Annotated in this window: 13 protein-coding genes and 2 pseudogenes; 6 read left to right on the top strand and 9 right to left on the bottom strand. The window is 65.6% G+C overall.

Translation table 11 applies throughout. The features are described from left to right. Positions 1-45: 45 nt before the first annotated feature. Positions 46-216, bottom strand: a pseudogene (locus tag GNX96_RS48795) (DeoR family transcriptional regulator); the annotation flags it as partial. Positions 217-381: 165 nt separating this feature from the next. Between GNX96_RS48795 and GNX96_RS04720 the strand changes: the two are divergent. Continuing rightward, positions 382-945, top strand: coding sequence for a CGNR zinc finger domain-containing protein (locus GNX96_RS04720; RefSeq protein WP_279579357.1), 564 nt, complete (start codon positions 382-384; stop codon positions 943-945). Between the two features lie 4 nt (positions 946-949). Here the strand turns inward: GNX96_RS04720 and GNX96_RS04715 are convergent, their stop codons facing one another. From GNX96_RS04715 to GNX96_RS04705, 3 genes are read right to left on the bottom strand one after another with little or no spacing between them, the layout of a single operon-like run. Then, entirely contained in the window at positions 950-1780 is an 831-nt protein-coding gene (locus tag GNX96_RS04715) for an alpha/beta fold hydrolase (RefSeq protein WP_163567158.1), read from the bottom strand. A gap of 9 nt (positions 1781-1789) precedes the next feature. Then, a complete protein-coding gene (locus GNX96_RS04710; RefSeq protein WP_163567157.1) occupies positions 1790-2623 on the bottom strand; it encodes a helix-turn-helix transcriptional regulator in 834 nt (277 codons plus the stop codon). Between the two features lie 44 nt (positions 2624-2667). Further along, positions 2668-3156 (bottom strand): hypothetical protein, encoded by a 489-nt coding sequence (locus GNX96_RS04705; protein WP_163567156.1) that lies wholly within the window; start codon positions 3154-3156, stop codon positions 2668-2670. A 1042-nt stretch (positions 3157-4198) separates the two neighbouring features. On the opposite strand from GNX96_RS04705, the gene GNX96_RS04700 reads away from it, so the two are divergent. Then, positions 4199-4849 (top strand): HAD family hydrolase, encoded by a 651-nt coding sequence (locus tag GNX96_RS04700; protein ID WP_279579356.1) that lies wholly within the window; start codon positions 4199-4201, stop codon positions 4847-4849. Between the two features lie 128 nt (positions 4850-4977). Further along, a complete protein-coding gene (locus GNX96_RS04695) occupies positions 4978-7158 on the top strand; it encodes a phosphodiester glycosidase family protein (protein ID WP_163567155.1) in 2181 nt (726 codons plus the stop codon). 79 nt (positions 7159-7237) lie between these two features. Here the strand turns inward: GNX96_RS04695 and GNX96_RS04690 are convergent, their stop codons facing one another. Further along, positions 7238-7486, bottom strand: coding sequence for a hypothetical protein (locus GNX96_RS04690; protein ID WP_163567154.1), 249 nt, complete (start codon positions 7484-7486; stop codon positions 7238-7240). 47 nt (positions 7487-7533) lie between these two features. Here GNX96_RS04690 and GNX96_RS04685 point away from each other — a divergent pair, with 47 nt between their 5' ends. After that, positions 7534-8412 (top strand): metallophosphoesterase family protein, encoded by an 879-nt coding sequence (locus GNX96_RS04685; protein WP_163567153.1) that lies wholly within the window; start codon positions 7534-7536, stop codon positions 8410-8412. Positions 8413-8497: 85 nt separating this feature from the next. Then, positions 8498-9298, top strand: a complete 801-nt coding sequence (locus tag GNX96_RS04680; protein ID WP_279579355.1) for a TIGR03619 family F420-dependent LLM class oxidoreductase — start codon at positions 8498-8500, stop codon at positions 9296-9298. Here the strand turns inward: GNX96_RS04680 and GNX96_RS48790 are convergent. Genes GNX96_RS48790 through GNX96_RS48780 form a run of 4 tightly spaced genes read right to left on the bottom strand, consistent with a single transcriptional unit; the run spans position 9284 to position 11025 of the window. Continuing rightward, positions 9284-9481 (bottom strand): hypothetical protein, encoded by a 198-nt coding sequence (locus GNX96_RS48790; protein ID WP_279579354.1) that lies wholly within the window; start codon positions 9479-9481, stop codon positions 9284-9286. The genes GNX96_RS04680 and GNX96_RS48790 overlap by 15 nt on opposite strands. Then, positions 9469-10026, bottom strand: a complete 558-nt coding sequence (locus tag GNX96_RS04675) for a nucleotidyltransferase domain-containing protein (RefSeq protein WP_279579353.1) — start codon at positions 10024-10026, stop codon at positions 9469-9471. Before GNX96_RS04675 ends, GNX96_RS48790 begins: the two co-directional genes overlap by 13 nt. A 25-nt stretch (positions 10027-10051) precedes the next feature. Continuing rightward, a complete protein-coding gene (locus GNX96_RS48785) occupies positions 10052-10516 on the bottom strand; it encodes a nucleotidyltransferase domain-containing protein (RefSeq protein ID WP_279579352.1) in 465 nt (154 codons plus the stop codon). Then, entirely contained in the window at positions 10513-11025 is a 513-nt protein-coding gene (locus GNX96_RS48780; protein ID WP_279579351.1) for a DNA polymerase beta superfamily protein, read from the bottom strand. The genes GNX96_RS48785 and GNX96_RS48780 overlap by 4 nt, the downstream gene beginning before the upstream one ends. 39 nt (positions 11026-11064) lie before the next feature. Here GNX96_RS48780 and uvrC point away from each other — a divergent pair. Continuing rightward, positions 11065-13117, top strand: a pseudogene (uvrC, locus tag GNX96_RS04665) (excinuclease ABC subunit UvrC). The last annotated feature ends 27 nt before the right edge of the window (positions 13118-13144 follow it).

The raw sequence follows: 13144 nt of genomic DNA, 5'->3' as shown, positions 1-13144 counted from the left end.
TGATCGTTTGCGCTTCCGGCTCCGTCGTCGCGCGAGCGAGCGGGCCACCCCGTGTCCGCGCCGCAGCTTGCCGGCCCGCGCCAGCTGCTCCACGTCCCGGCGTACGGTAACTATCGAAACACCCAGCTCAGCGGCCAGATCGCTGACCTTCACCGCGCCCCGGGCGAACACCACGGCGAGGATCCGCTGCCGCCTAACCGCGCTCGTTTCCCGCATCCAGCCCGCCCCGATGTCCGTTTGATCGTTTCGCCCGCAGTCTAACTCGACGTTCCGGTAGTCAACACGCCGACGATGAGGACGAAAACGTCGAGTTCGTGGTGCGGCCGGCTTGCGACAGAGGCGTAGGTGTCATGCTTGCGTACAATGGTGGATGTGACGTGGGTGGCGAACGATCGGTATGGGCTGGGGTACGCGCCTCGCGGGCTGGTGTTCGTGCAGGAGTTGCTCAACACCCGGCCGGTGCGGCCGGGGTCTTCGGCGGACCTGTTGGCGACGGACGAAGACGCGCAGCGCTGGCTGGCTGGCGCGCTGGCTGAGCGGATCGCTCTGCGGGCTGGCGACGCCGCGAAGCTGCGGGATTTTCGGGCGACCGTACGGGCGGTCCTCGAGCACAACACGGACGTACCTGCTGTTGGCTCAGTGGCGCTCGCGGCCCGGATGGAAGCGGGCGGCGAGGTGACGCTGGAGCCGCGTGGCGAGGGTTGGCGGCGGGTCGCTTCTCTTGTGCTGTTGGAGATTTTCGTGGCGCAGCGGTTGGATACGTGGCGAAGGCTCAAAATCTGCCGGAACGATCCGTGTCAGGTGGCGTTCTACGATCGGTCGCGCAACAACAGCGCGGTGTGGCACAATGCGCGGATTTGTGCCAACGCGGTGAATCTTCGAGCGTCCCGGGCGAGACAGCGGACCCAGCGAGCCGCCGGTGCCCGGTTGGACACCGGCCACTGATCCGCTATTCGGCGGGGTGCTCGTCGGCCCAACTGGTGACCAGTTTTCCGTACTCCTGCGATGCTTCCTCCCAGACGAAATGACCACTGTCGACCAGCCGTGCGACCGCGTTCGGCAGTCTGGCGGCCAGGAATTCGCCGTTCTCGGGCGGAACAACGGGGTCTTTCCGGCCGGAGATGATCTGCACCGGGGTGCTGATTTCGGATAGCTTGCTGGCCAGAATCGGCAGCTCGGCAGCGTATCGCCGAACGAAGGCGGACGATTCGACGAACCCGTCGCCCTCGTACGAGAGCAGGTAGTCCTCACGAATCTCCGCCGGCAACCGAGGCTCGATCGCGTCGAGCGCGGGACTCAGGATTGCCCGAGAATCCTGCGCTCGCAGGCCGTCGAGGTCCGGCGCCTCGATGATGTCTTTGAGAATTCCGGTGACATTCAGTGGTACGGATGCGCCGCCGCTGCCGATCGTGATCGTCGCGAACGTGCCGGGCCGCGCCAGCTCGGCGAAAAGGCTCGCACTCGTACCGACATCAGGGCCGACCAGATGTGGCTTGACAAGACCAAAACTGTCGACCACGGAAATCAGGAAGCGACCCATCGCCTGCGGTGAATACAGCTCCGCGCGTCGCTCGGACTGGCCGAAGCCGGGCAGGTCGATCGCCACCACATGGGCGTCCTGCGCCAACTGGTTCCAGATCGGATGGAAGGCGTAAAGGCTTTCCGGCCACGGGTTGGTGAGCAGGAAGGTTCGGCTGGCGCCGCGGCCGCTTTCCGCGTAGCGAATGCGCAAACCGTCGATTTCTCGGAATTCGGGAACGAGAACGAAGGTCTCGGACATCGTGGACTCCTATGACTCGCGTGGGGATCTTGTCGGTACTAACGCGAGATCCGCGACTGGCAGTCCCCCTGAGGCTGGTAAAGCATTTACCACCTTCACGGGTGTGTAGATGACGACCCGTACGTCACCTAACTCGATCGGCAGAATGTCACAGTGGTAATCGTCGATGCCGATCGTCTTTCGCTCGCCGTAATACGCGGCGACTCGCTGCGCCCTCCACAGGTCCTGGAATCTCTCGCTGCTGTCGTTGAGTCGTGCCACCAGGGCCGCGAGTTCCTGGTCATGTGGATACTTTCCATAACTGCGTCGGAGATCGGCAACCAGCGCTTCCTCGAAGCCGGATTCTTCTTTGCTGGTCCGCACGATTCTGCTCGGCAGGCCGGCGAAATGCCGCCAGGCGATGTTGCGCTCCTGCTCAGCGCGAGCCAGTGGATCCCCCAACAGGTCCGTCCAGCCGGCGTTGGTGGCCATTGGATCCCACCTCGCGTTGAAAACCGCGACCGCTGCGTCGATGTGGTCGAGGAGCCGTCGTACGGACGGTGGCAGGACGCTGGGGAGTGCGGCCGGCAGGGCTCGCCCGGCCAGCCGGAACAGATGCGCCCGCTCCGGGTCCGACAACCGAAGTGCTCTCGCCAACGTGGTCAACACCTGCGGCGATGGCGTCGCCGCGCGTCCCTGCTCCAGCAGAACGACATAGTCCACGGAGATCCCGGCCAGCCGCGCGACCTCGTCGCGCCGCAGCCCGGGCGTACGCCGGCGTGGCTCTGCTTTGAGTCCAGCCTCGGCCGGCGACAGCCGGTCACGCCAGGCGCGGAGAGCGGCTCCGAGCTCGTTGACGGTCATGGCGGCCACCTCCAATAGACATAAGCATACTCTCCATGCTTATGTCAGGGGGCGACAAGTTGGGAACGGGCCTGCTTGACCGTGTAGAGCGTGTTGTTGGTGAGGTTCAGCGGGTCCAAGATGCCGCCGGTGTTACCGGAGCCGGTCCACGAGATGGTCCACGTGACGGTCGCGGTGATTTTGAAGGCCGCTGAGGTCGATTTGTACGTGTGCCCGCAAGTGGGCGAGCCGCGTAGACCCTGGGACGGGTCGGTGAGCGGGGTGCCTCTCCCCTGACAGGAAATCGCCGTGCCGTCGCCGAAAGACCAGCTGGATTTTGTTGGCGTGGCCACGACAGTGACCCAGATCTGGCCGAGCGTGGTGTGCTGGGTGAGCGGCTTCCACGTCGTACCGATCCACAGCCACATCGGCGCGCCGGTCAGGCCGCCCCTCATACCGTCGGCGTACGTCGTGAAGGGCCGGATCTGCAGGTCCGGCCTGGGGATCGGCAGCTGGTTCGCCACTTCCTGCGCCAGCCCGGCAGTGCTGATCAAAGGCCCCCGACCACCGGTCGCTGGATCGCCACAGTTCACGTCCAGCCGCTTCTGCTCTTCCGGATTCCCCCCCAATATCCGTCACCCGACAAAACGGCGAAACATATGCGGGGGTCGTCGCTCCGTTATTGCCGCTTTGTCTGGCAGCTTGACTGTGTGAGTCATTTTGTCGGCCTGGGAGGCGCTCGTCAGTATTGACGAATGCTCCTTGGCCACCTGTGACAACGCGAGGTGGTTGCGGTGGCGGATCACGGCGGTGAATATTCGAAGCGTGACTGATTAATATCAAGACTAGAGTGCCTGCCGTCAGGAATCTCAGCATTTTTGGCCCTTGGCAGATGTTCCGCTGACCTTCCAGACGTTCTTCTCGGACTCAGCGTGAAGAGAAGGACCTCCCGTGGGACACCGCGTGTCAGTTGCCGATTTGTCTTCTTGTCGAAAAGTCCGCCCTTAGTCGAGTCCACACACGTATTCGCAAGGGCTGTCGATCCGCTGCGTTGGATCGTAAGGCTAATGATTTGCTCTTCGACTCGTTGTTCTTGATTCTGTTGATCAAGTGCGGACATTTGGTTGAGGTAGATGCCGATTGCCGGTTCCATGGCGACGGGTTCGAGCAAACCTCGCCGACGGCTAGCCGGTGCGACATATGCCTGCGGAAGTGCCTTCGTGATGAACGATCTGGTTTGCGCGTCGATTTGTTCTTCCGCGGTGCCGGTGGTGACGGCTACGGGGGGAGTGAGGGACGGGCTAGGTGAGGTGCTGGGGGTGGGGTTGCCGCCCGAGCTGGTGCTGGGAGCGGGCGGGAGGCCGCCGGGCTGGGTGGGTTTCCCGCAGGCGGTTGCGGCTCCCAACGCCAGGCCGGCCAGCGCTACGACAGCAACGATCCGGACAAGTCGCTTAAAATGCCCCGTCATGGTGAATAAGGGTAGCCGAATCTGCTACCGCGTGGCGACGCTCTGTGCATACTCCGAAGAGAGACGGCTTGATCGATGAAGGAGTACGCTCCGTAGCTGTGGAATCTGCCAAGAAGCGGCCGAAGGTCGTGTTCTTCGACGTCTTCGAAACTCTGCTCTCTCTCGAACCGTTGCGTGACCGGATCGTGGAGGTGGGTCAGCCGGCGCACCTGCTGGAGCTGTTCTTCGCTCGTACGCTCCGAGATGGCATGGCGTTGACCCTGGCCGGCACGTACGAGACCTTCGGTGCGGTCGCGCGCTCGGCGTTGGCGCAGGCCAGCGGGTGGGTGCTCGAGGACGACCAGATCGAGTACGTGGTGAGCGGTTTCGCCGAGCTGCCGATCCATAAGGACGTGACCCCAGCGCTTGACCTGCTGGCGGACGCGGGCGTACGAGCGAGGGCGTTCACCCATGGCCAGACCGAGGTGGTGGCCAGCGCGCTGCGCAAGGCCGGCGTGTACGAGCGGTTCACCGGCGTGATGTCGTCGGCTGACGTGCACACGTGGAAGCCGCCGCGGCCGGCCTATCTGTACGCGTGTGCGACCGCTGGCGTCCAGCCGCACCAGGCGGCTCTGGTCGCGGCGCATTCGTGGGACACCCACGGCGCTGGCCGGGCCGGCCTGACCACCGGGTTCGTGACCAGGCTCGAAGGCCGGGTCCCGCCCATTGTGGACACTCCGGACGTGGTGGCCGAGCGGCTGGACGAAGTCGTCGCCGGACTTTTGACACTGCCACAGTAATCCAGACCGCATCAGGTCATGTAATTACCTTACGGTGGCCGTCTGTTATGTAGTCAGAAACCTCCTGGACGCCCTAGGGTGTTGAGCTGTCGACCGGCGTTTGCCCAGCTCAACCGGAGGAGTACGAGTTGTCCGCTCGATCCCGTTTGACCCTACGAGTGGCGACCGCGTCGGCACTCGTAGTAGCGAGCCTTCTGGTCGCCGTGCCGGCGAGCGCGCAAACCGCCACCGCTTCCGACCGGAGCTGGCTGCCGAAAACCCCGCCCGGCTGGCAGCTGGTCGTCGACCAGAGCCGGACGCCCAGCACCACGATCACCAAGGGCGTCGAGCAGTACGGCGAAACGTACGACACCATCGACGACGGCCGGCAGCGCAGCCAGGTGCTGGACGTGAACCTCGCGGACCCGAATGTGCACATCGGCATGGTCGCGAACGATGACCGGATCACCGACCCGGCCAACGAGACGATCAGCTCGATGGCTGCGCGTACGCACGCGATCGCCGGCGTCAACGGCGACTACTTCGACATCAACGCGAGTGGCGCGCCCCGCGGCGCGCTGATCCGCGACGGCAACATCGTGAAAAGCCCGCGGCCGAACTACAACGCGCAGTTGGGCGTACGGCCGGATGGCTCAATGGTGATTGGCCCGCAGGCCTACACGGCGACGGTTACCGACGGTACGAACACGCACGCGGTCACGTCCATCAACGTGGTTGGCGATCTGATCGGTGGCGGGATCACCCGGGTGACCAACGGTCTCGGGCTCACCGACCGTGCGCCGGGCACCACCAGCCTGCCACCGTCCACATTGGTCGTGGGGCATGGCGACACGTCCGGTTTTGTGGTCGACAGCGTACAAACCGGCCTGAAGGTGTTGCCGGCGCTGACCGCCGACCAGCAGGGGCTCGCGGGTGCTGGCGCCGGCGGCGACTGGTTGGCGGCAACCGTGAAGGCTGGCGACAAGCTGACGGTCAGCCAGAAAATCGCGCCGGACAACGACTTGACCGGTCTGATCAGCGGCGCGACTCAGCTGGTCAAAGACGGCAAGGCGTATGTCGACCCGACTGGCGAACCACCGGGCGGCAACAATCCCACCCGTAACCCGGAAACCGCGGTTGGCCTGAGCAAGGACGGCAAGCACGCGCTGGTCGTGGTCATCGACGGGCGCGGCGCGGACAACCAGGCAGTGGGCGTCACGCCGACCGTGGCGGCCGGCTATTTTGTCGCCCACGGCGTGGATTCGGCGATCCTGTTCGATGGCGGCGGCTCCAGCGAAATGATCGCCCGGCGGCCCGGCGAGACCACTCCGGCGATCATGAACAATCCATCCGACGGTCACGAGCGCAATGTCGCGAACGGCATTTTCGTGTACACGACCGAGAAGTCGGCCAGCCAGGCCCGGCAGGTCGTCATCAACGGTGGCAAGCCGGTGGTCACCGTGCCCAACGCGTCCGTGCCACTCAAGGTGTACGCGACGGACAGTGCCGGAAACCCTGCCACCGGTACGAACGATGTCACCGTCGTCCCGTCTTGGATTGCCTCGTACGAAAACGGCACGTTGACAGCGCACAGTGCCGGCACCGCGGTGATCGTTGCCCGGAACGGATATGCCACCAGCGTGCAGACGGTAAGGGTCACCGACAGTCTCAGCTCGCTGGCGGTTTCGCCGCCCGCACCGGACCGGATCGCGAATGGCGACAAGGTCACCTTCACGTTGTCCGGCAAGAGCGGCTCCACCGACGTGCAGGTGCCGGCCGAGGCGGCGAAATGGGCCGTGACACCGGCAAATCTTGGCACGATCGACGCCCACGGCGTCTTGACGGCCGGAGCCGCTGACGGCGGAATGGCGACCGTGACGGCGACTCTTGGTGGGAAGACCGCGACCGCGAGTGTGGCGGTTGGCGGCGAGTCGCACCACATCGCCGACACCGCCGACGCGAGCGCGTGGAGCCTGCGCAACACCACGACCGCGGACGCCACTTTCACGAACGCTCCCGGCGATGTGCCGCCCGGTTCGTCGGCGGTCGGCTCGATGCAGGTGGCCTATTCGATTCCGCGGTCTCCTGGCGTGAAACAGCTGGTGCTGAGCCCGAAAGTGACGCTGAGCGCGCCGGCCGACGCGAACGGCCGGGCTCCCACGTCGATCGGTGTGTGGGTGAAGGGCGACGGCAAGGGCATTGACTTGCCGCGAAACTGGTCGGCGCGGATGGTACGTCGGCCACCCTCTATCCGACTTTCATCACCTTTACCGGCTGGAAACGGGTCAACATTCCAGTGCCGAGCACCATGCCGGCGCCGATCAGCGTGAACTTCCTTGATTTCCTGCAGATCGCGCAGGCCGACGAGCCGTACAGCGGCACGCTCACCGTCGGCGGCCTGGACGCACTCTATTCACCGCGGCCGATCGTGACGCCGCCGTACGTGGCGGTGCCAAATAACCCGTCTTGGCTGCGGTTCGAGGAGAACGCGGGCGACTTCTCCCACGATGGCACCACGATTCTGACCGGTGACGACGCGCATATGCTGGCGTCTACCCCGAATTCGGCCAGTGCCAACGTGATGGCGGCGATTGCCCAGCGGGTGCCGCGGCTGCCGGCGAACGCCAAACCGGCGATGGCGCAGTTCCTCGGAGACATGTCCGACAACGGTGACCTGCCGAATTTGCAGTACGCCAACAGCAAAAATGCAGGCGATCGGCGTCCCGTATCGCGACGCGGTCGGCAACCACGAGATCACCCAGGGCGCGGTGCCGGAGAACCAGAACTTCACCAAGGTCTTCGGCGACACGCATTACGCGTACCAGCAGGGAAGCGCGCAGGTGATCGTCACCGACAGCTCGCACATCGGCATCCAGAAATCGGATCCGTTCCAGGTGCCGAACGAGCCGCAGTTTCCCTGGCTGGTCCAGCAGTTGACCACCTCCAAGGCCAAAGCGATCGTGGTCGTCACGCACACTCCGGCGTACGACCCGCATGAGGCCAAGGACAGCCAGTTCAGCCGCAGCTGGGAGGCTCGCGAATACGTCCGCCTGGTGCAGCGCTACATCCAAACGCACCCGGGCAAAAACGTGGTGATGGTGTACGGGCATGCCCGCGGCTTCTCCGAGCAAATCCTTGACCCGGACGGAAATGCCACCGATGTCGCGCACGGTGGGGTTCCGCAGCTGACCTTCGCGGACCTCGGCATGCCGGCGTACGCGCCGTCCAACCAGGGCGGTTTCTATCATTTCGGCCTGCTGCACACCTCGCCGTCCGGGACCATCCAGTTCAGCGTCGAGCCGGTGCTGTCGCAGATCGCGGTGACGGCGCCGACCGGGCCGCTGGCCGTACGCAAGACGCTGCGGCTGAGCGCGACCGGCACGGCCGTGGGCGGCGACAACCTGCCGCCGCTGACGTTGCCGATCGCCGATCCGGCCTCGCACGTCTGGTCGTCGTCGGCGTCATGGATCGCCTCGGTGGACGAGCGGACCGGGGTGGTCACCGGCCGGCACGCTGGTACGGCCACGATCTCGGTCACCAGCGGTGGGGTCACCGCCACGACCACGGTGACCGTTAACGGCTAGTCGCGTACGAAACGGCGCCGGAACCAGACAAACCGGCGCCGTTTCGTTAGATTCGGCAGAATGCAACTGCAAGTGGTGTTACCGAATGAATCGGTCGGGATGGGGCGGCGGACGCTGCAGCTGCAGGGAAATCACCCGGGCGGCCGACGCGCTCGGCTATCACACCGCGTGGCTGCCGGATCACGTGCTGCCGCCCGGTCCGTACGGGATGACCTATGGCGGCGTGTACGAGCCGCTGGTCACGCTCGGGCATCTGGCCGGTACGACCACGAATATCCGGCTCGGCACCTCGGTGTTGATTCTTCCGCTGCGCGATCCGTTCCTGGTCGCGAAACAGGTCGCGACCATCGACCGGCTGTCCGAAGGCCGGGTCACGCTCGGCGTCGGGATCGGCTGGGAGGAGTCGGAGTTCACCGCGCTGCGGTCCGATTTCGGCACGCGGGCGGCCCGTACGGACGAGGCCGTCGCGCTGCTAAGGCACCTTTTCGCGGCTGGTGCAGGCCCGTTCGAAGGCACTTTTTATGGTTTCGAAGACGGGTTCTTCGAGCCGCGGCCGGATCATCCAGTGCCGATCATGGTGGGTGGTACGTCCGACGGGGCGCTCCGGCGGGTGGCTCGGCTGGCCGACAGCTGGCAGGGATTTGGCATCGACGCCCCGAAATTCGCCGAACGGGTCGCATTCCTCAAGCAGCAGACCGATCGGCCGATTGCGGTTGGCACGCGTACGGCCTGGGACACGAGCCTGGACGACCTGATTTCCGCGGCGGTCGGCTTCGCGGCCGCCGGAGCCGAACACCTGGCCATCCATTTCGGCGAGCCGGAAGGGTATGTTGAGCGGATGTCCGCCGCAATGCACGGAATTACCGGTGCGCTAAAGAAAAGTTAGGCCGCGCGTCCGGAGTCGTACGAGCAGGTCATGCAGGGCGGGCTCGGCGGTCGGGGAGTCGGGCAGCTCGCTGTCCTGCTCCGTGTCGTCCAGCACTTGGAAAAGACCAGCGATGTCCGCCTCGAAATCACCGTCCACAGTGGAGTGTTCGGCACCAGCTTTGGTGGCGATCAGGTCCGGCAAGTACGCGGGCGCGTCGACGAGATCGACCAGCGTGGGCAGGTGCGCGACGACCTCTCACCAGAACGCAGCAGGTGGATGCCGGTCAGCAGGACGCGAAACGTGTAGAGCAGCGGCTTGAGGTCGTTGCCCTGCTGAAAAAGCCGCCATTGACCGCGGCCGAAACCGCGGTAATGGTGGGCGTGGTGCCTGGTCAGCAACGAAGGCGCCAGGTCGACCAGCTCGGCGTGCACCGGGCCGGTGGTCACGACCAGCGGGGACAGCAGCTGCTCCAGCACATATCCGTTGCGCCGCAACAGCAGCCGCCGGAAGAACTTGCCCGCGTCATGGGTCACCAGGTCGATTTCGGCGCCGGCCCGAGTCCACATCCGATCGATGGTTTCCGGGCCGCCGCGCAACCCGACGACGTCGGAGAGCGGCAGGACGTGGACGCCCCGTAGATCGACATCCGAGTCGACGGACGGAAAACCGTAGAGGTGCGCACCGGACACGGTGACGAACAGCAGCTCGTACGGCTGCTCGGCTACCACGTCCCGCAGCTCCGGCATCGAGAGCTCGCGCGCATGTCCCGGGTCATCGCGGCACTCCGCGCAGGCGTACGTCCCGGAGCCACCCGTCGACGCGCGCGATGTTGGGCACGGCCGGCAGCGGGGTGCCGTCCATGGCGTCGTCCAGGTCGCGGTGCAGCGACAACCGCCACCGCTCGACTTCCTCCCACGACCGTTCGCCGCGTCGCACGGCCAGCAAGGCGTCCCGCTGGTCGCCGACGTCGATAGCGAGCTCGCCCGTACGCAACAGTGTTCGCGCCGACAGCAGCAGGCGCAGCAGGTGCATGACGTGCTTCCATTTCGGCTCGCCGCGCTGGCGCAGGTCTGCCTCGAGTTTCTTGAACTGGCTCAGCGTGTAGCCGTGATAGGTCTGATAAGCCAGCTGGGACAGGAAAGCCTGCCGAATGTCCAACAATTCCTGTCCGACCGGCGTGACTCGGCGGACCAGCGGCGACCAGAGCACCTCCAGGACGTTCGGATTGGCTTTCAACGCCAGCTCACAAAACCGCTCTCGACCTCCCAGCTGAACCACTCATCCTCGGGACCCTCAACGTGCATCGGAGGCTTGGCTAGCGACCAGAAATCCGCTGTCGGCGCGACGTAGACGCCACGCACGTCCGTGTCGGAGGCGTCTGTCGACAGACCGAAAGCGCGCGATCCGACGACGACGGCGTAGATCGTGTGGTCGTTGACGAGCTGGTGCGGATCCGAGTACAGACCCACCGCGAGGTCCTGCTGGTACGCGCGACGTAATGACAGCTGGTCGCGGGCGGCGCCGAGCGTACGACCGTCGGACAGCTTCACGGCGTACGAACCGTCCGGTTGGTCGCCGACGACCCGGCCGATGGCACCGCGCTGGACCGGCCGGCCACTGTGGTCGGCCGCGAGGTCGCGCAGCACCACCTGGGTGCCGACCGGAAGACGCGGAGCTGTCGATGCCATGAGTCCATGCTGCCCGATGGCATCAAGGGGATTTCCGCGGTTTGTACGGCCCGGCATCACCGACACGCTGTCGGTGCGGCGAGCTAGGGTGTGGGCGTGCCGGATCCAGCGACGTACCGGCCCGCGACGGGCACCATCCCCGAGTCGCCGGGCGTTTACCGATTCCGTGACCAGACGGGCCGGGTGGTCTATGTCGGCAAGGCCAAAAGCCTGCGGTCGCGGCTGAACTCCTATTTCGCGGATCCCGGTGGGCTGCACCCGCGGACGTACCAGATGGTCACCACCGCGGCGAGCGTCGACTGGACGGTGGTGGGCACCGAGGTCGAGGCGCTGCAGCTGGAGTATTCCTGGATCAAGGAATACGACCCGCGCTTCAACGTCCGCTATCGGGACGACAAGAGCTATCCGAGCCTCGCGGTCACCTTGTACGAGGAATACCCGCGGCTGCTGGTCATGCGCGGCCCCAAGCGCAAGGGCGTGCGTTATTTCGGCCCGTATTCACATGCTTGGGCGATTCGGGAAACCCTGGACCTGTTACTTCGGGTGTTCCCGTCCCGGACCTGCTCGGCCGGTTTTCAAGCGCTCCGGCCAGATCGGTCGGCCGTGCCTGCTCGGCTACATCGGCAAGTGTTCGGCACCATGCGTCGGCCGGGTCAGCGCCGAGGAGCACCGGGCGATCGTCGAGGACTTCTGCGACTTCATGGCCGGCAAGACGGACCAGATGATCCGCCGGTTGGAGAAGGACATGCGGGCCGCGTCCGACGACCTGGATTTCGAGCGGGCGGCCCGGTTGCGGGACGACATCGGCGCGCTGCGGCGGGCGCTGGAGAAGCAGGCGGTGGTGTTCGGCGACGGCACCGACGCCGATGTGGTGGCGTTCGCGGAGGATCCGCTGGAGGCCGCTGTGCAGGTCTTCCACGTACGAGGCGGGCGGGTGCGCGGCCAGCGCGGCTGGGTCACCGAGAAGGTGTCCGATGTGGACACTGGGCAGTTGGTGGAACAGTTCTGTACGCAGATCTACGGCGGCGAGGACAGCGAAGCGGTGCCCCGCGAGGTGCTCGTGCCACAGCTCCCGGAGGACGCCGAGGCGCTCAGCAGTTGGCTGACCGGCCTGCGCGGCAGCCGCGTCGACCTGCGGGTGCCGCAGCGCGGGGACAAGCGGGCGCTGATGGAGACGGTCCAGCGCAACGCCGGCCAGTCGCTCACGCAGCACAAACTCCGTCGAGCCGGCGATCTGACCGTACGCTCGCAGGCGCTGGCCGAGATCGCCGACGCGCTCGGCCTGGACGACGCGCCGCTGCGGATCGAGTGCTACGACATCTCGCACGTGCAGGGCACCGACGTGGTCGGGTCGATGGTTGTCTTCGAGGACGGGGTGCCGCGTAAGTCCGAATACCGGCGGTTCGCCGTACGCGGCGAAGGGACCATCGTCGAGGGTGAGCGCGGACCGGACGACACGGCCGCGATGGCCGAGGTGTTGCGCCGCCGGTTCGCTCGGTATCTGAGCGAGCGGGAATCGTCCAGCGGTGTGGTCGGCGAGGGCATCGACCCGGAGACCGGAAAGCCGAAGAAGTTCGCGTACGCACCGAATCTGCTGGTGGTGGACGGTGGCGCTCCGCAGGTGTCGTCGGCCGCCGCGGTGCTCAGCGAGCTCGGTATCACCGATGTGGTGCTGTGCGGGCTGGCGAAGCGGCTGGAGGAGGTGTGGTTGCCGGGCGAGGACTACCCGGTGATCTTGCCTCGTACGAGCGAAGGTCTTTATCTGCTGCAGCGGGTCAGGGATGAGGCGCACCGGTTCGCCATCACCTATCACCGGCAGAAGCGGTCGAAGCGGATGACGGCGTCGGCGTTGGACAGCGTGCCCGGTCTCGGCGAAACCCGGCGCAAGGCGCTGCTGAAACACTTCGGGTCATTGAAAAAGCTGCGGGCGGCCAGTGTTCAGGACATCACCGACGTGCCGGGGATAGGTTTACATACCGCACAAGCCGTACACACCGCACTTGGTGGGGTGGCGGCAAATGCCGAAGGTGGGCCGGCTACGGTGGGACAGTCTTCGTCACCGGGCGGGGGAATCGGCCGGTGTCGGGCTTGGGGAGCCGGATTCCTCTTATGGGGAAAATCGCTCCGCGGGGGATGCGATCGCATTTGATGCGGCGACGGGGGAAGTGCTCGAGCC

Source organism: Fodinicola feengrottensis (assembly GCF_010993775.1).
In the GTDB taxonomy this organism is placed as follows: domain Bacteria; phylum Actinomycetota; class Actinomycetes; order Mycobacteriales; family HKI-0501; genus Fodinicola; species Fodinicola feengrottensis.
The sequence above is the reverse complement of the archived record's forward strand: the minus strand, read 5'-3'. Positions and strand labels throughout refer to the sequence as shown.

What these genes read in the sequence shown, in the direction of transcription:
- GNX96_RS04715 (WP_163567158.1), bottom strand. Translation starts at nt 1,780, where the DNA reads ATGTCCGAGACCTTCGTTCTCGTTCCCGAATTCCGAGAAATCGACGGT.
- GNX96_RS04710 (WP_163567157.1), bottom strand. Translation starts at nt 2,623, where the DNA reads ATGACCGTCAACGAGCTCGGAGCCGCTCTCCGCGCCTGGCGTGACCGG.
- GNX96_RS04690 (WP_163567154.1), bottom strand. Translation starts at nt 7,486, where the DNA reads ATGTCTCCGAGGAACTGCGCCATCGCCGGTTTGGCGTTCGCCGGCAGC.
- GNX96_RS04685 (WP_163567153.1), top strand. Translation starts at nt 7,534, where the DNA reads ATGCAGGCGATCGGCGTCCCGTATCGCGACGCGGTCGGCAACCACGAG.
- GNX96_RS04680 (WP_279579355.1), top strand. Translation starts at nt 8,498, where the DNA reads ATGAATCGGTCGGGATGGGGCGGCGGACGCTGCAGCTGCAGGGAAATC.
- GNX96_RS04675 (WP_279579353.1), bottom strand. Translation starts at nt 10,026, where the DNA reads ATGCCGGAGCTGCGGGACGTGGTAGCCGAGCAGCCGTACGAGCTGCTG.
- GNX96_RS48780 (WP_279579351.1), bottom strand. Translation starts at nt 11,025, where the DNA reads ATGCCGGGCCGTACAAACCGCGGAAATCCCCTTGATGCCATCGGGCAG.